At 60.8% G+C, this 16,850-nt stretch carries 19 protein-coding genes; 12 read left to right on the forward strand and 7 right to left on the reverse strand.

The features are described 5' to 3' along the window. Positions 1-6: 6 nt before the first annotated feature. Positions 7-909: a TIGR01777 family oxidoreductase gene (locus ACOYXG_RS22125; protein ID WP_460353993.1), complete on the reverse strand. Its 903-nt coding sequence runs from the start codon at positions 907-909 to the stop codon at positions 7-9. A gap of 197 nt (positions 910-1,106) precedes the next feature. On the opposite strand from ACOYXG_RS22125, the gene ACOYXG_RS22130 reads away from it, so the two are divergent. From ACOYXG_RS22130 to ACOYXG_RS22185, 12 genes are all read left to right on the forward strand, one after another. Next, the gene (locus ACOYXG_RS22130) at positions 1,107-2,093 is read left to right on the forward strand and encodes an NAD(P)/FAD-dependent oxidoreductase (protein WP_007967686.1); all 987 of its coding nucleotides are present in this window, start codon (positions 1,107-1,109) and stop codon (positions 2,091-2,093) included. Beyond that, a complete protein-coding gene (locus ACOYXG_RS22135) occupies positions 2,090-2,305 on the forward strand; it encodes a TIGR02450 family Trp-rich protein (protein WP_027612220.1) in 216 nt (71 codons plus the stop codon). Before ACOYXG_RS22130 ends, ACOYXG_RS22135 begins: the two co-directional genes overlap by 4 nt. A gap of 188 nt (positions 2,306-2,493) precedes the next feature. Further along, a complete protein-coding gene (locus ACOYXG_RS22140) occupies positions 2,494-3,456 on the forward strand; it encodes a YbgA family protein (RefSeq protein WP_027612221.1) in 963 nt (320 codons plus the stop codon). After that, complete coding sequence (locus ACOYXG_RS22145; RefSeq protein ID WP_096797277.1) at positions 3,456-4,397, forward strand: MerR family transcriptional regulator; 942 nt, start codon at positions 3,456-3,458, stop codon at positions 4,395-4,397. Before ACOYXG_RS22140 ends, ACOYXG_RS22145 begins: the two co-directional genes overlap by 1 nt. A gap of 11 nt (positions 4,398-4,408) precedes the next feature. Further along, a complete protein-coding gene (gene phrB, locus ACOYXG_RS22150; protein ID WP_150368476.1) occupies positions 4,409-5,854 on the forward strand; it encodes a deoxyribodipyrimidine photo-lyase in 1,446 nt (481 codons plus the stop codon). After that, complete coding sequence (locus ACOYXG_RS22155; RefSeq protein WP_027612224.1) at positions 5,847-6,269, forward strand: nuclear transport factor 2 family protein; 423 nt, start codon at positions 5,847-5,849, stop codon at positions 6,267-6,269. The genes phrB and ACOYXG_RS22155 overlap by 8 nt, the downstream gene beginning before the upstream one ends. Further along, positions 6,266-7,048: an SDR family NAD(P)-dependent oxidoreductase gene (locus ACOYXG_RS22160; protein ID WP_027612225.1), complete on the forward strand. Its 783-nt coding sequence runs from the start codon at positions 6,266-6,268 to the stop codon at positions 7,046-7,048. The genes ACOYXG_RS22155 and ACOYXG_RS22160 overlap by 4 nt, the downstream gene beginning before the upstream one ends. Then, on the forward strand, positions 7,045-8,292 hold the full coding sequence (locus ACOYXG_RS22165) for an NAD(P)/FAD-dependent oxidoreductase (protein WP_460353998.1): 1,248 nt from the start codon (positions 7,045-7,047) through the stop codon (positions 8,290-8,292). The genes ACOYXG_RS22160 and ACOYXG_RS22165 overlap by 4 nt, the downstream gene beginning before the upstream one ends. Beyond that, positions 8,289-9,104 carry a DUF1365 domain-containing protein gene (locus ACOYXG_RS22170; RefSeq protein ID WP_097086241.1) on the forward strand — a complete coding sequence of 272 codons (816 nt, stop codon included), beginning with the start codon at positions 8,289-8,291 and terminating at the stop codon, positions 9,102-9,104. The genes ACOYXG_RS22165 and ACOYXG_RS22170 overlap by 4 nt, the downstream gene beginning before the upstream one ends. After that, complete coding sequence (locus ACOYXG_RS22175) at positions 9,091-10,356, forward strand: SAM-dependent methyltransferase (protein WP_096797281.1); 1,266 nt, start codon at positions 9,091-9,093, stop codon at positions 10,354-10,356. The genes ACOYXG_RS22170 and ACOYXG_RS22175 overlap by 14 nt, the downstream gene beginning before the upstream one ends. Further along, on the forward strand, positions 10,349-10,840 hold the full coding sequence (locus ACOYXG_RS22180; RefSeq protein ID WP_460354001.1) for a DUF2878 domain-containing protein: 492 nt from the start codon (positions 10,349-10,351) through the stop codon (positions 10,838-10,840). The genes ACOYXG_RS22175 and ACOYXG_RS22180 overlap by 8 nt, the downstream gene beginning before the upstream one ends. Before the next feature lie 53 nt (positions 10,841-10,893). Beyond that, on the forward strand, positions 10,894-11,199 hold the full coding sequence (locus tag ACOYXG_RS22185) for a YkgJ family cysteine cluster protein (protein WP_007967664.1): 306 nt from the start codon (positions 10,894-10,896) through the stop codon (positions 11,197-11,199). Between the two features lie 131 nt (positions 11,200-11,330). On the opposite strand, the gene ACOYXG_RS22190 is transcribed toward ACOYXG_RS22185, so the two are convergent. From ACOYXG_RS22190 to hemA, 6 genes are all read right to left on the reverse strand, one after another. Next, positions 11,331-11,849, reverse strand: a complete 519-nt coding sequence (locus tag ACOYXG_RS22190) for an acyloxyacyl hydrolase (protein WP_027612230.1) — start codon at positions 11,847-11,849, stop codon at positions 11,331-11,333. A gap of 112 nt (positions 11,850-11,961) precedes the next feature. Further along, positions 11,962-12,753, reverse strand: a complete 792-nt coding sequence (gene murI, locus ACOYXG_RS22195) for a glutamate racemase (protein ID WP_115988911.1) — start codon at positions 12,751-12,753, stop codon at positions 11,962-11,964. Next, a complete protein-coding gene (locus tag ACOYXG_RS22200) occupies positions 12,746-13,501 on the reverse strand; it encodes a molybdopterin-synthase adenylyltransferase MoeB (RefSeq protein WP_336841224.1) in 756 nt (251 codons plus the stop codon). The genes murI and ACOYXG_RS22200 overlap by 8 nt, the downstream gene beginning before the upstream one ends. Beyond that, on the reverse strand, positions 13,495-14,325 hold the full coding sequence (gene prmC, locus ACOYXG_RS22205) for a peptide chain release factor N(5)-glutamine methyltransferase (protein WP_460354006.1): 831 nt from the start codon (positions 14,323-14,325) through the stop codon (positions 13,495-13,497). The genes ACOYXG_RS22200 and prmC overlap by 7 nt, the downstream gene beginning before the upstream one ends. Continuing rightward, a complete protein-coding gene (prfA, locus tag ACOYXG_RS22210; protein WP_115988909.1) occupies positions 14,326-15,408 on the reverse strand; it encodes a peptide chain release factor 1 in 1,083 nt (360 codons plus the stop codon). After that, on the reverse strand, positions 15,405-16,691 hold the full coding sequence (hemA, locus tag ACOYXG_RS22215; RefSeq protein ID WP_027612235.1) for a glutamyl-tRNA reductase: 1,287 nt from the start codon (positions 16,689-16,691) through the stop codon (positions 15,405-15,407). Before hemA ends, prfA begins: the two co-directional genes overlap by 4 nt. Positions 16,692-16,850: the final 159 nt, after the last annotated feature.

Below are 16,850 nucleotides of genomic sequence, written 5' to 3' on the forward strand. Positions count from 1 at the left end.
CCTATTTCAAAGGCGGCCGGAGAGATCATCCAAAGCCGCGCGCAAATCCGTGAACTGGAAAGTGAAACCCGCTTCCAGCAAGCGTGCCGGCACGGCCCGTTGGCCACCCAGCAACAGCAATGACATTTCGCCAAGCCCGACCTTCAGCGCCAGGGCCGGCATCGGCATGAACGCCGGGCGGTGCAATACGCTGCCCAGCGTCTTGGCAAACTCGCGATTGCGCACCGGTTTCGGTGCGCAGGCATTATAAGGACCGCTCGCCTGATCGCGGTGCAGAAGAAAATCAATCAGGGCGATTTGATCATCGATGTGAATCCACGGCATCCACTGCCGGCCATTGCCCAACGGCCCGCCCAGCCCGAGTTTGAACGGCAGCAACAGCCGCGACAAAAAGCCGCCCTCGGCCGACAGCACCAGCCCGGTTCGCACCAGCACCACGCGGATGCCCTGACCTTCGGCACGCTGGGCGGTTTCCTCCCAGGCAATGCACAACTGACTGGCAAAATCGTCGATCACTGGCGGCGAATCTTCGGTCAGCTCGCGTTCGCCGCCGTCGCCGTACCAGCCAACAGCCGAACCGGAGATCAACAACGCCGGTTTCTGCTGCCGTGTTTCCAGCCAGGCCAGCAGGGTTTCGGTGAGCGTGATGCGGCTGCTCCACAACAACGCCTTGCGCCGATGGGTCCATGGCCAATCAGCGATCGGCGCACCGGCCAGGTTGACCACGGCGTCCAACGGCTCGTTGCCGAAGTCTTCGAGGCGCGCAATCGCGCGCACCTGCGCGCCACAGATTTTCGCGACCTTTTCCGGGCGTCGACTCCACACCGTCAATTGATGGCCCTGCCCCGACCAGTGTCGGCAGAGCTGACGGCCTATCAAACCAGTACCGCCGGTCAGCAATATGCGCATGACTTCTTCCTCGCGTGGCGTTTTACCCGGATCACTAGTCTATTTTTATAAGCAGGGATCTTTTCTATCGGGCAGGCTCTATTGTTTAACCATAGGCCAAGCTGTCAGAACGAGAACGCTAGAAGTTATACCAAAAAACAAAATTGTACAGGTTTCATTGACGGCGTAGTCTGTACAGAAAGGTAAACGAGGCCCCTATGACTGTACCTATCGCAATCATCGGCACCGGCATCGCCGGACTCTCCGCCGCGCAGGCGCTGACAGAGGCCGGACACACCGTCCAGCTCTTCGACAAAAGCCGCGGCAGTGGCGGACGCATGTCGAGCAAACGCAGCGACGCCGGTTCGCTGGACATGGGCGCGCAATACTTCACCGCCCGCGACCGGCGTTTCGTCACCGAGGTGCAACGCTGGCAAAGTCTGGGCTGGGTCGCCGAGTGGACGCCGCAGCTCTACACCTTTCAGGGCGGGCAACTGAATCTGTCGCCGGACGAACAGACGCGCTGGGTCGGCACGCCACGCATGAGCGCGATCACCCGGGGTTTGCTCGACGGTCTGGAAGTGCACTTCGCCTGCCGTATCACCGAGGTGTTTCGCGGTGAAGAACACTGGCACCTGCAGGACGCCGAAGGCTTCACCCACGGTCCTTTCAGTCACGTGGTGATTGCAACGCCAGCGCCGCAAGCCACGGCGTTGCTGGCTGCCGCACCAAAACTCGCTGGCGCCGCCGCCGGGGTGAAAATGGACCCGACCTGGGCCGTTGCCCTCGCCTTCGATACGCCACTGGATACACCAATCGAAGGTTGCTTCGTGCAGGACAGTCCCATCGACTGGCTGGCACGCAACCGCAGTAAACCGGGGCGCGATACCACCTGCGACACCTGGGTGCTGCACGCCAGCAGCGCCTGGAGTCGGCAACACATCGACCTGTCCAAGGAAGCGGTCATCGAGCAACTGCACGGCGCATTCGCCGAACTGCTGCACAGCGCGATGCCCGCTCCGACTTTCAGCCTCGCCCACCGCTGGCTCTACGCACGCCCTGCGACCGGCCACGAATGGGGCACGCTGGCCGACGCCGATCTGGGCTTGTACGCCTGCGGCGACTGGTGCCTGTCGGGGCGTGTCGAAGGGGCCTGGCTCAGTGGCCAGGAAGCTGCACGCCGTTTGCACGAACACCTGCAATGAATCGCATCAATCCGCAAAAATTGCTGCTGTCAAAGTGGACAGCAGCCCACCCGCAAAACCGCGAAAAACATTTTCTGGTCACCGAACTGTTCCGGGATGAGGAAGGCACGGTGCTGGAGATTGAGTTGCAGGCGGTGCTGACCAAGCGCGCCGAACGTCTCGATTGGCAGACGTTGAAGAACAACGATCACTGGTTACTGGGCTGGCAATAAAGATCCTGTAGGAGTGAGCCTGCTCGCGATGGCGTCGCATCATTCAACATCAATGCTGCCTCCCACAGTCGATCGTGGTAAACCTGGAAAAACTTATACAAATGAGTTGACTTGTACACGCATGAATCTATGCTGAGGAAAAGTTGTACAGAGATTAATATCTGTACAGGAATAGATTCGAGGTGTGCATGTCCGATCTTTCTGCTTCCCGGCCCAAAATCGCCATCAGCGCCTGCCTGATGGGCGCCGAAGTGCGCTACAACGGCGGGCACAAGGAATCGCGGTTGTGCAGCCGCACCCTTGCCGAGTATTTCGAATTCGTGCCGGTATGTCCGGAAGTCGCGATTGGCCTGGGCATCCCACGCGAACCGATCCGCCTGGTTGGCGATCCCGATGCTCCTGAAGCTATCGGTACGGTCAATCCGCAAATCAATGTCACCGAACCACTGGCAGCCTACGGGCAGAAAATGGCCGGCGAGCTCAATGACATCTGCGGCTATATCTTCATGCAGCAGTCGCCTTCGTGCGGTCTGGAGCGGGTCAAGGTCTATCACGCCAACGGCGCGCCGGTGAACGGCGGCGGCCGTGGCATCTACGCTCAGGCGTTCTGTGCGCAGCACCCTGACCTGCCGGTGGAAGAAGCCGGACGCCTGAACGATCCGGTGTTGCGGGAAAACTTCATCACCCGCGTGCTCGCCTACAGCGCCTGGCAGCAGGTGCTCGAACAAGGCTTGAGCCGCCGCGCACTGACCGAATTCCACTCACGCTACAAATACCTGCTGATGGCACACAACCCTGAGCAATACAAAGCCTTGGGCAAACTGCTGGGCAACATGGCCAAGACCGATCCGGTCGAACTCGGCCCGCGCTATTTCAGCGAGTTGATGAGCGCGTTGAAGAAATGCGCTACCCGCCGCACCCACAGCAACGTGCTGCAACACATCAGCGGCTACCTGAAACAGGCGATCAGCCCGGAAGACAAACAGGAAATGCAGCATGTCATCGGCCAGTACCGCCACGGCATCGTGCCGCTGGTGGTGCCATTGACTCTGCTCAAACACCACTTTCGCCAACACCCGGATCCGTACATTGCGCGGCAGGTTTACTTGCAGCCGCATCCGGAAAACCTCAGCCTGCGAAACGCCATTTGATGAACGACAAACTCGACACCAGCGCCCAGGAAGACCTCGGCGCCGACTTCAAGAAAGCCCTCGACGAAGGCTGGCTGCCGATCCGTGAAGTAGCGCGGCAGACCGGGGTCAACGCCATCACCCTGCGCGCCTGGGAGCGCCGTTACGGGTTGATCGTGCCGCAGCGCACGCCCAAGGGCCATCGCCTGTATTCCAGCGAACATGTGCAACGAATCCTGACCATCCTGACCTGGCTTAATCGAGGCGTGGCTGTCAGTCAGGTCAAACCGTTGCTCGATGCTCCGCAAGCCTTTACCGAGACGGTGGAAAACGACTGGCAACGGCAGCGCCAGTCCTTGCTCGGCGCCGTCATCCAGCTCAATGAGCGCAACCTCGACGACAGCATCAACCAGGCCATGGCCCTGTACCCGCCACGCACCCTGTGCGAGCAATTACTCCTGCCGCTGCTGGCCGAACTCGAGCAGCGCTGGCAAGGCCAGTTCGGCGCACAGATGGAACGGGTGTTCTTTTATTCCTGGTTACGCAGCAAATTCGGCGCGCGCATCTACCATAACAATCGGCAATTACACGCTGCGCCGTTGCTGCTGATCAATCACTCGGACCTGGCACTGGAACCTCACCTGTGGCTATGCGCGTGGCTGATCAGCAGCGCCGACTGCCCGGTGCAAGTGTTCGACTGGCCGCTACCGGCCGGAGAACTGGCGCTGGCGGTCGATCATCTGCAAGCGCGGGGAGTGCTGCTGTATTCCAGCAAGGCGATGAATCTGGCGCAGCTGCCAAAACTGCTGAATGGCATCGGCACTGCAAAAATGCTCGTCGGACCAACGGTATGCATCCACCAGACCGAGTTGTCCGTAAGAACCCCTGAGATCGCTGATCTGATCCTGGCCGAAGACCCGCTCTCGGCACATCAGGAACTGGTTCAGCGTGGGCTGATTTAATGGAAACCGCGATGCAATTGATCTGGCTGCGCAGCGACCTGCGCCTACATGACAACACCGCCCTCGCGGCCGCCGCAGCGCGCGGCCCGACGGTTGCCGTGTATCTGTTGAGCCCGCAGCAATGGCTGGAACATGACGACGCCGCGTGCAAGGTCGACTTCTGGCTGCGCAACCTGCGTGAGCTGAGCAGTCGCCTCGGCGAGCTGAACATCCCGTTGCTGCTGCGCACCGCCAATCATTGGGATCAGGCCCCGGCGGTGCTGCTCGAACTTTGTGTGCAATTGAAGATTCAAGCTGTGCACGTCAACGAAGAATATGGCATCCACGAAAGCCAGCGCGACGCCGCGGTGGCGGTGGCCCTGAAAACCAAAGGCATCGCTTTCCACAGCTACCTTGACCAACTGCTGTTCAAGCCCGGCACGGTACTGACCAAAACCGAAACCTACTTTCAGGTGTTCAGCCAGTTCCGCAAGGTCTGCTATGAACGCCTGCACCGCTCGATGCCGGCGCTGGTGAAGACGCCCGGCAAACAGGCAAAGCTGAATATCGACAGCGATCCGGTGCCGGCATCCGTCGCCGGTTTTGCAACGCCGAGCGAGTCTTTGCGCACACTGTGGCCGGCCGGCGAACAGGAAGCCCGGCGCCGTCTCGACACCTTCGCCGACGCGCAGATTGACTACTACCAGAGCGAACGCGACTTCCCGGCCAAACCCGGCACCAGTCAACTTTCCGCGTACCTCGCCGCCGGGGTGATTTCGCCGCGCCAATGCCTGCATGCGGCCTTGCAAAGCAATCAGGGCGAGTTCGACAGCGGCAAGGTCGGCGCGGTGACCTGGATCAACGAGCTGCTGTGGCGCGAGTTCTACAAACACATTCTGGTCGGCTACCCACGGGTTTCGCGCCACCGCGCATTTCGCCCGGAAACCGAAGCCCTGGCCTGGCGTGATGCGCCGGACGATCTGGCGGCCTGGCAAGAGGCGCGCACCGGTTTGCCGATCATCGATGCGGCCATGCGCCAACTGCTGGAAACCGGCTGGATGCACAACCGTCTGCGGATGATTGTGGCGATGTTCCTGACCAAGAATCTACTGATCGACTGGCGTGAAGGCGAGCGCTTTTTCATGCGCCACCTGATCGACGGCGATCTGGCGGCGAACAACGGTGGCTGGCAATGGAGTTCTTCGACCGGCACCGATTCGGCGCCGTACTTCCGCATCTTCAATCCGCTGAGCCAATCGGAAAAATTCGACAGCGAAGGCCTGTTCATCAAGCACTGGCTGCCTGAGCTGGCCGGCCTGAACAAGAAGGAAGTACACAACCCGGCCAGCGCCGGCGGACTGTTCGGCGTGGCGGATTATCCGGCGCCGATCGTCAATCTCGGCGCTTCGCGCGAACGCGCGCTGGCGGCGTTCAAGAACCTGCCGTCGCGCTCGTCTATGGAAGAAGTTCATGAGTGAATTCCTGCGCCGCTTCGCCCGCCAGTTCGCCGAGTTGAACAAAGACAACTTGCAACGTCTGGGCGAGCTGTACAGCGATGACATTCACTTCACCGACCCGCTGCATGAAGTGCAGGGGCTGGTGCAACTGCGACATTACTTCAGCGAGCTGTACGCCAACGTCAGCGAACTGCGCTTCGATTTCCACGGCTTCGACCAGATCGCTGACGGTGAAGGTTACCTGCGCTGGGTCATGAGTTACCGCCACCCGCGTCTGGCCGGTGGTCAATTGATTCGCGTCGCCGGGTGTTCGCACCTGCTGTGGCGCGACAAGGTTTATCGCCACCGGGATTATTTCGATGCCGGGGCCATGCTGTATGAACATTTACCCGTATTGGGCCGGGTGATCGCCTGGTTGAAAAGGAGAATGGGATGAGTCGTACACCTCCACGGCGTTATTGGCTGACCGGTGCCAGCAGTGGCATCGGCGCAGCACTGGCTGAAGAGATTCTGAAAAGCGGCGCGCATCTGGCTGTCAGTTCGCGTCAGGTGGCACCGCTCAAAGTGCTGTCGCAACGTTATCCGGGGCAAGTGCTGGTGGTGGCCGGCGATCTGACCAACAGTCAGACCGTGCGCGAAATCGGCCAGCAGATCGAACAGGCTTGGGGCTCGCTCGACAGCGTAATTCTCAATGCCGGCACCTGCGAGTACGTCGATGCGCGACAGTTCGATGCCTCGATCATCGAACATGTGGTGCGCACCAACCTGCTCGCCAGCAGCTACTGCATCGAAGCAGCCCTGCCGTTGCTGCGCAAAGGCACCGCGCCGCATCTGATCGGCATGGCCAGTTCCGTGACCTACCTGCCGCTGCCCCGAGCCGAAGCCTACGGCGCGTCGAAAGCAGGGCTGCGCTATCTGTTCGAATCGCTGCGGATCGACCTGGCCGTCGAGGGCATCGATGTCACCATCATCAGCCCGGGTTTTGTCGAAACCCCGCTGACCGCCAAGAACGACTTCCCGATGCCGTTGAGCTGGCCTGTGGATAAAGCGGCGCGGCACATCTTCGCCAAGCTCAAGGATCGTCCGCTGGAGATCGCCTTTCCCGCACTGTTCATGGCGGCGCTGTGGCCATTGTCGAAGCTGCCGGCGCGCCTGCAACTGGCGATCGGCAAGCGCATGGTGCGCAGCAACCCACCGCTGCGGGACCCGATATGAAGATTGCCATTGTCGGCAGCGGAATCGCCGGCCTGACCTGCGCTCACCTGCTCAATCGCCGACACGACATCACGGTGTTCGAGGCCAGCGACTGGGTCGGCGGTCACACGCACACCGTGCAGGTAACCGTCGATGGCCGCGAATATGCGGTGGACACTGGGTTCATCGTGTTCAACGACTGGACCTATCCGAACTTCATTCGATTGCTCGGCCAGCTCGGAGTGTCGTTCAAACCGACGCAAATGAGCTTCTCGGTCACCGACCCGGACACCGGTCTGGAATACAACGGCAACAACCTCAACAGCCTCTTCGCCCAGCGCAGCAACCTGCTGTCCCCGGGGTTTTGGGGCATGTTGCGCGACATTCTGCGCTTCAATAAAGAAGCCCAGCGCGACCTCGCCGAACAGCGCATTGCCGCCGATACCACGCTCGACGATTACCTCAAGGCTGGCGGTTATGGCGAACGTTTCATCCTGCATTACATCGTGCCGATGGGCTCGGCGATCTGGTCGATGCCGATGGCCGAGATGCTCAATTTCCCGCTGCAATTCTTTGTGCGCTTCTTCAAGAATCATGGCCTGCTGTCAGTCAGTGATCGCCCGCAATGGCAGGTGATCGAGGGCGGCTCCAGTGCCTATGTCGCGCCACTGACCGCAGCGTTCCACGACAAGATCCGCCTCAGTTGCCCGGTGACGCGCATCGATCGCGATGAACACGGCGTGGTTATCCACAGCCCGGCCGGCATCGAGCGTTTCGACAAAGTCGTGCTTGCCTGCCACAGCGACCAGGCCCTGCAATTGCTTGGCACGCCAAGCCAGGCGGAACGCTCGATCCTCGGCGCCCTGCCCTATGCCGATAACGAAGTTGTGCTGCATACCGATACCCGTCTGCTGCCGACCCGCAAACTGGCGTGGGCCAGCTGGAACTATCGCTTGAGCGGCGCCGGCCATACCCACGCGGCCGTCACTTACGACATGAACATCCTGCAGGGCATTCAGAGCGACACCACGTTCTGCGTCAGCCTCAATCAGAGCGCCGGGATCAGCCCGTTCAAGGTGCTCGCCAAATACACCTACGCCCACCCGCAATTCAGCCTCGCGGCTGTGGCGGCGCAAAACCGCTGGGCCGAACTCGACGGTCAGCAGCACACCCATTATTGCGGCGCCTACTGGGCCAACGGCTTTCATGAGGACGGCGTGGTCAGCGCGTTGCGCGTGGCCGCCGCGTTCGGGGAAAGCTTATGAACAGCGCCCTGTACAGCGGCTGGATTGGCCATCGGCGCTTTTCGCCCAGACGCCACGAATTCCGTTACCGGATCGGTCTGTTGTACCTCGACCTGGCGGAACAGGACGCCGTGTTCGGCCTGTCACCATTTGCCAGTCGCAGCCGCTTTGCACCGTTTTCGTTTCGCGAAACCGACTACCTGAAAACCTTCACCGGCAGCGGCATGCGCCTGATCGATGCGGTGCGCCAGCAAGTCGGCGTCGCCATCGGCCATCAACCGCAGGGTTCGATCTGCCTGCTGACCCAACCGCGCAGTTGGGGTCTGGCGTTCAATCCAGTGAGTTTCTTTTATTGCCACGAGGCCGACGGGCAACTGGCGGCGATTCTCTGCGAAGTCACCAACACGCCGTGGCGCGAGCGTTATCACTACGTGCTGCCGGCCCGCACACCGACCGACCTGCAAGACTTTCACCAACACTTTGCGGTCGCCAAGGCCTTTCATGTCTCGCCGTTTTTGCCGCGCGATCTCGAGTACCGCATGAGCTTCAGCCCGGCTGCGCAAAACCTCGGCGTGCATATGGCCGACTGGCAGGGTGAGCACAAGCTGTTCGACGCCACGCTCAATCTGCAGCGCGAACCCCTCGACCGCCACAGCCTGCACCGCTACTTGCGACGTTTTCCGTGGATGACCGCGAAAACCTGCCTGGCGATTTATTGGCAAGCCGTGCGCCTGTTGCTCAAGCGTGCCCCGATTTTTGCTCATCAGGCTGCCGACGGCAGCTTTCAGATCGCCACTGTGCCTCCCAAGGAGCACCGCCATGAAATCCTCTAGCCTGTCGGTCAGTCGCTTCAGCACCAACGGTTTGACCGGTTCGCTGCTGCGTCGCGGCGTTTTGCGGCAACTCAGTCAGCTCAAACACGGGCAATTGCTGGTGGTCGAGGATGGCGAACGCCTGATGTTCGGCACGCCGGGCAGCCACCTGCTCGGCGAAATCCATGTGCAGGACGCGGCGGTGTGGGGCATGGTCGCCGGCAACGGATCGATCGGTGCCGGCGAAGCGTTTATCCACGGTTACTGGAGTTCGCCGGATCTGACCGCCGTGGTGCGAGTGTTCGTCAGCAACCTCGACGTACTCGACGCCATGGAGCGCGGCCTGGCCCGCCTCAGCCGGCCGCTGGTGCAAGGCCTGCACTGGCTCAACCGCAACACGCGCAAGGGCTCGCAGAAAAACATCGCGGCGCACTATGACCTCGGCAACGATCTGTTCGAACAGTTTCTCGACCCGACCATGATGTATTCGGCGGCGCAGTTCCTCAGCCCCGACGACAGCCTGGAACAGGCTCAGTTGAACAAGCTGGAACGGATCTGCCAGAAGCTCGCGCTCAAGCCCGAAGATCATCTGCTGGAGATCGGCACCGGTTGGGGCAGCATGGCGCTCTACGCCGCGCAGCACTACGGCTGCCGTGTCACCACCACGACGCTGTCGAAAGAGCAGTACGCGTTTACCGCCAGGCGCATTGAAGCACTGGGGTTGCAGGATCGGGTAACGCTGCTGCTCACCGACTACCGCGACCTCACCGGCGAATACGACAAACTGGTGTCGATCGAGATGATCGAAGCGGTCGGTCACCGCTTCCTGCCCACCTATTTCAAGCAATGCGCGCACCTGCTCAAGAGCAACGGCCTGATGCTGTTGCAGGCGATCACCATCCGCGAGCAGCGCTACGAGCAGGCCAAGCGCGGCGTCGACTTCATCCAGCGCTACATCTTCCCCGGCGGCGCCCTGCCCTGCGTGCAGAAGATGCTCGAAGTGGTCAGCCGCGAGACCGATATGAACCTGCTGCACATGGAAGATTTCGGCCTGCACTACGCCCGCACCCTGCGCCTGTGGCACGAAAACTTTCGCCGCGCCCATGGCCGTTTGAGCGAGTTGGGTTACGACGATTACTTCCTGCGACTGTGGGAGTTTTACCTGTGCTACTGCGAGGGAGGGTTTCTGGAGCGCACCATCGGCACCGCGCAACTGCTGCTGGCCAAACCGGCCGCGATGCCGGCGCCGTTGCTCGGACGCTTCGATGCTTGAGCGGCTGACCAATGCCGTGCTGTTCCAGGTCGGCTGGCTGGCCTGTGTCATCGGCGGCGACAGTCTGTGGCTGCTGCTGGCGCTGGCGGTGTTGGTGATTCATCTGGGCTGGATCAGCAGTTGGGCGGCGGAAGGCCGTTTGATCCTCAGCGTGGTGCTTGTCGGTACAGCCGTAGACAGTCTGTTGCGCGCTGCCGGCGTGTTCGAATTCCAGGACCTGTCGCCACTGATTCCGCTGTGGCTGATGCTGCTCTGGGCCTTGCTCGCCACCACGTTGCGGCACTGCCTGCAATGGAGCGCCCGCCCGTGGTGGCTGGCCAGCGGACTCGGTGCAGTGGGCGGCGCCGTGTCCTATTACGGCGGCGGACAGCTGGCCGGCGTGCAATTTCCTTACGGTGAAGTGCCAACCCTGATCGGCATCGGCCTGCTGTGGGCGCTGCTGTTTCCGCTGCTGCATGTCATGGCACGGCGCCTGAGCCACTGAGCGTCTGTCAGGCCTTTCACACAGCAACCGGTGGCTGCCTTACACTGCGCAGCATGAAAACCATTCCCCACCAGCAAATCACCGAGCCAGCGGTCACCTGTTCGACCTGCGCAGCGTGCTGTTGCCAGCTCGAAGTGATGCTGATCACCGACACCGGCGTGCCCGAACGCTTTATCGATACCGATGAGTGGGGTGGTGAAGTGATGCTGCGGCTGGACGACGGCTGGTGTGCGGCGCTGGATCGCGACAGCATGATGTGCACGATCTATGAGAAACGTCCGCTGATCTGTCGCGAATTCGAGATGGGTGCACCGGAGTGCATTGAAGAACGCAAAGGCATTGCCACTGCTTACCGCTGATTCCGAAAAACACTACTGAAACAAATGTAGGAGTGAGCCTGCTCGCGATTGCGGAGTACCAGTCAAACAAATGTTGGCTGACACTCCGCAATCGCGAGCAGGCTCACTCCTACAGAGGTTATGTGTAGCGCTTACAGCGGCATCGTGTAATGCAGCGCGTAGCTTTCTACACCGTCGTTGCTGCTGGCCAGGCCGGCGTTGGAATAGTGCGTCGCCCGAATCCCCACTTCATGCCCGCCATTGAAGCGCAGACCAAAACCGATACGGTCTTCGAACTGGAAAGAGCCGCCGATGTTGTTGCTTTCATACTTGGTGTTGGAGAACGCTGCGACACCAATGCCCGCTTCAACATACGGCTTGACCGACTGACCGGCAAACTCGTAAACGAATACCGGGGAGAACGACAGGCTGTTGTTGCTGGAAGTCTTGTCACCTTCCCAGTAAGTGTAAGCGCCGCTCCAGTAACCGGTCAGGCGACCGACATCACTTTGCAGCCAGCTTTTGTCCCAATCGAAATTCATGCCCAGGCGATAAGTCATGGTCGAATCGCTGGTCGCACCCACTGCAAATTCAACACCTGCAGCCTGCGCGGTAATACTTTGCCCCATCAGTGCGGCCGCAATCGCGGCCAAGCAGAATAGTCGCTTCACTTTGAAACTTCCTTTTCCGGAACGATCGTTTGGTTTTCTAGATAACTCATCGCTATAGAAGCTAGCGCCTGATTAGAAGTTCAGCTGTTTTTTTAGTTATTTCACATTTTTTTTACAAGCTGAATTTTTCGACGTCGCCGGCAACCTGACCCAGCAGGGGCAGGGTCTTGCGGAAGAACGCGGGGTCGGCACTGGTCCAGAATCTGACCGGGCGGTTCGGCCCTTCGGCGAGCAGATCACGTTCGGCCAGCAACCGTTGCAGTTGCCGCGCTACGGCTGCGCCAGTGTCAATCAGGCTGATGCTGTCGGGAATCATCGTCTTGAGCATCGGCTTGAGAAACGGATAGTGAGTGCAACCGAGAATGATCGTGTCGCAACCGTTGGCCAGCAGGGGGTCGACGTAATGCTGCAGCAACGTGCGCAACTCGGCACTGTGCAGATCACCGCTTTCAATCAGTTCCACCAGACCGGGGCACGGCTGGGTGATGACGCGAACGTCAGCGGCGAAGCGATCGAGCAACGCGGCGAACTTGGCACTCTGCAACGTGCCGGTGGTGGCGAGTACGCCAACCACACCGCTACGGGTAGCGGCAGCTGCGGGTTTGACCGCTGGCTCCATGCCAACGATCGGCCATTCGGGGAAATCACGGCGCAGATCGGCAACAGCGGCCACCGTCGCCGTGTTGCAGGCGATCACCAGGGCCTTGGCGCCCTGCTCCCGGAAAAAACCGGCCATCACATTGCAGCGCTGGCGGATGAACTCCGGAGTTTTCTCGCCGTAGGGAATATGCCCGCAATCGGCGAAATACAGCAGGGATTCATGGGGCAGCAAACGCTGGATTTCAGCCAGTACCGACAAGCCGCCGACACCGGAATCGAACACCGCGATCGGCGCCTCACGCATGCTGCGAACCACAGACGCTGCACCCCGGATCGCGCTTGACCCGCAGTTCACGAAAGCGCGAACCCAGTGCATCGATCAACAGCAAACGACCCACCAACGGTTCGCCAAAACCGACCAGCACTTTCAACGCTTCAAGCGCCTGCAGGCTGCCGACCAGCCCCACCAGCGGCCCGACCACACCGGCCTCGCTGCAGGTCAGTTCGGCTTCGCTGCCATGCCCGTACAGGCAGTGGTAGCACGGACTTTCCGGGCGACGCAGGTCGAATACCGACAACTGCCCTTCCAGACGAATCGCCGCGCCGCTGACCAGCGGTTTGCGTGCAGCCACACACGCGGCGTTGACCGCCTCGCGAGTGGAGAAGTTATCGGAACAGTCGAGCACCAGATCCACCGCAGTCACCACGGCGGCCAGGGAATCCTCGTCCAGCGCCTGACGATGAGGCACCAGTTTAATCTCGGGATTGATCGCGCTCAGGCGCTTGAGCGCCGAGTCGACCTTGCTCATGCCGACGCTGTCGGTGTCATGAATGATCTGGCGCTGCAGGTTGGTCAGGTCGACCGTGTCGAAATCCGCCAGATGCAACTCACCGACACCCGCCGCCGCCAGATACAGCGCGACCGGGGCGCCGAGACCGCCGAGGCCGACGATCAGCACGCGGCTGTCTTTCAGCTTCAGTTGCCCATCGATATCGATGTGTTGCAGCAGAATCTGCCGGCTGTAGCGCAGCAATTCCTGATCATTCAGCACGGCAGGCGCCCCAGGCTGATCCGTTGATGGCCGCCCAGATCGGTGCGGCTGTGGACTTGTTCAAAACCACGGGTGAGCAACAGATCACGCACGGCTTCGGCTTGATCATAGCCGTGTTCGAGCATCAGCCAGCCGCCGGCTTCCAGATGATCCGGGGCCTGGGCAACGATCAGGCGCAGATCGTCGAGCCCGTCGACACCGGCCACCAGCGCACTGGCCGGTTCGAAGCGCACGTCGCCCTCGACCAGATGCGGATCGGCAGCCGCAATGTATGGCGGATTGCTGATGATCAGATGGAAACGCTGGCCTTCGAGGGCGCTGAACCAGTGGCTGCTCAGCACCGTGGCGTTGTTCAGGTTCAGACGCTGGCGATTGCGCTCGGCCAACGCTACGGCTTCCAGCACGCGATCCACCGCCGTGACCTTCCACGCCGGGCGTTCGCTGGCCAGGGCCAGGGCAATCGCGCCGCTGCCGGTGCCCAGATCGAGGACTTCCGCCGGCGTTGCCGCCAGCAGTTCCAGTGCGGCTTCGACCAGCAACTCGGTGTCCGGACGGGGGATCAACGTGTGCGGCGCGACTTCCAGATCGAGTTTCCAGAACCCCTGCTGACCAAGGATGTAGGCCACCGGCTCGCCACTTCGACGCCGTTGCAGGTACTCGGTAAAAATCAGCACCGCTTCGCTGGGTACGATGCGCTCGGGCCAGGTGTGCAGGAAGCTTCGCGATTTGCCCAGTGCCGCTGCCAGGAGCAATTCGGCATCCAGGCGCGCGGTGGGCGAGTCCGGCAATTCGGCAGCGCGCAACAGACTGGCAATGATGGTCATTTATTCACCTATCGCTGCAAGCTGGTCGGCCTGGTATTCGGCCAGCAAAGGCTCGATCACCGCTTCAACGCCACCGGCGAGGATTTCATCAAGGGAGTACAGGGTCAGGTTGACGCGATGGTCAGTGACCCGGCCCTGGGCAAAGTTGTACGTGCGAATGCGCTCGGAACGGTCACCGGAACCCACCAGCAACTTACGCTCGCTGGCAATCGCATTCGCCGCCGCTGCGGTTTGCTGATCGTTGAGCTTGGCCGATAGCCAGGCCATCGCCCGGGCACGGTTCTTGTGCTGGGAACGTTCTTCCTGACACTCGACGACGGTGCCGGTCGGTATGTGCGTGATGCGGATCGCCGAGTCGGTGGTGTTGACGTGCTGACCACCGGCCCCGGAGGAACGGTAAGTGTCGACACGCAGATCCGCCGGGTTGATCTCGATGGCTTCGCGCTCGTCCGGCTCGGGCAACACCGCCACGGTGCAGGCCGAGGTGTGGATACGGCCTTGGGATTCGGTGGCCGGTACGCGCTGTACGCGGTGCGCGCCGGACTCGAATTTCAGCTTGCCATAAACGTTGTCGCCTTCAATGCGCGCGATGACTTCTTTATAGCCACCGTGCTCGCCTTCGTTTTCCGAAAGGATCTCCACGCGCCAGCCACGTCGTTCGGCGTAACGCGAGTACATGCGGAACAGATCGCCGGAGAAGATCGCCGCCTCGTCGCCACCGGTACCGGCGCGAATTTCGAGAAAGACGTTACGCCCGTCATTGGGATCCTTGGGCAGCAACATGCGCTGCAAATCATCTTCCAGCTTGATCAGCAACTCCTTGGCTTCGCGGACTTCTTCCACGGCCATTTCACGCATGTCCGGGTCGCTGTCCTTGAGCAGCGCCTGGGCGCCTTCAAGATCACTTTGTACGCCGAGCAGCTTTTTGTAGCCTTGTACCACCGGCTCGAGTTCGGCGTATTCCTTGGAATAGGCGCGGAATTTGGCCTGATCGGCAATGACTTCGCCGTCGCCGAGCAGCGCGGTCAGTTCCTCGAAACGGTCCTGGAGGGTGTCCAGCTTGTTGAGCAGTGACGCTTTCATTGCGGTTTTTTATCCGAAAAACTATCCGGTGAGCCCTCGAGGGCAAAGAGTTCCTGGGCCATGGCCAGCGCATCGAGGCGGCCTTCGGCAGAAAGCTTTTTCAATTGCACGCTGGGCGCATGCAACAGTTTATTGGTCAGGCCGCGGGCCAGTTGCCCGAGCACGTCTTCGGCGTTGCCGCCGTTGGCCAGCAGACGCAGGGCTTTTTGCAGCTCCTCGTCGCGCAGGCGTTCGCTTTGTTGCCGATAAGCCTTGAGCACATCGACCGCCGCCAGCTCACGCAGGCGCACCATGAAATCGTCGGCACCGACCGAGACCATCTCCTCCGCTGCCTGGGCTGCACCCTGACGACTCTTGAGGTTCTCGGCGACCACTTCGTGCAGATCGTCGACGCTGTACAGGTAAACGTCGTCGAGTTCGCCGACTTCCGGCTCGATGTCGCGGGGTACGGCGATGTCGACCATGAAGATCGGTTTGTGCTTGCGCTGCTTCAGCGCGCTTTCCACCGCGCCCTTGCCGAGGATCGGCAACTGGCTGGCGGTCGAACTGATCACGATATCGCTGCGCACCAGTTCCGCCGGAATGTCCGAGAGCAGCACCGCGTGCGCGCCGAACTGCTCGGCCAGCAGGCTGGCACGTTCCAGCGTGCGGTTGGCGACCACGATGCGCTTGACCCCCAGCTCATGCAAATGGCGGGCGACCAGCGTGATGGTCTCGCCGGCGCCGATCAACAGAGCCTGGCTGCGCTGCAAATCACTGAAAATCTGTTTGGCCAGGCTGACGGCGGCAAACGCCACGGACACCGGGTTTTCGCCGATGGCGGTGTCGGTACGCACTTGCTTGGCGGCATTGAACGTCGCTTGAAACAGCCGCCCCAGCAGCGGGCCGATGGTCCCGGCCTCGCGAGCCACGGCGTAAGCCGATTTCATCTGGCCGAGAATCTGCGGTTCGCCCAGCACCAGCGAGTCGAGCCCGGAGGCGACGCGCATCATGTGACGAACTGCCGCATCATCTTCATGCACATAAGCACTCGCGCGCAGCTCATCGAGGCTTAAATGGTGATAATCGGCCAGCCAGCGCAGAACCAGATCAGCCGAAACCTGATCCTGTTCTATATACAGCTCACTGCGATTGCAGGTGGAGAGGATCGCAGCTTCGCGGCTGTCGGTGAGTCGGCAGAGCTGCTGCAAGGCCTCCACCAGCTGCTCAGGGGTAAAGGCCACGCGCTCGCGGACGTCTACTGAAGCAGTCTTGTGGTTAATACCGAGTGCAAGGAAGGCCATTCAAGGTCGCTGATGGTGACGTGAAGCCGGCAATTGTCCTACTTCGTCAGATTCAGAACAACTACCGCTGACTATTGTCCCAATTGTCGGCCACTATAAAGGCCACATTCGAGACTCGGTTATGTTTGGCCGAAGGCTTGTGTCATGATGATCCGACCG

This window comes from Pseudomonas sp. G3-39, assembly GCF_054790485.1.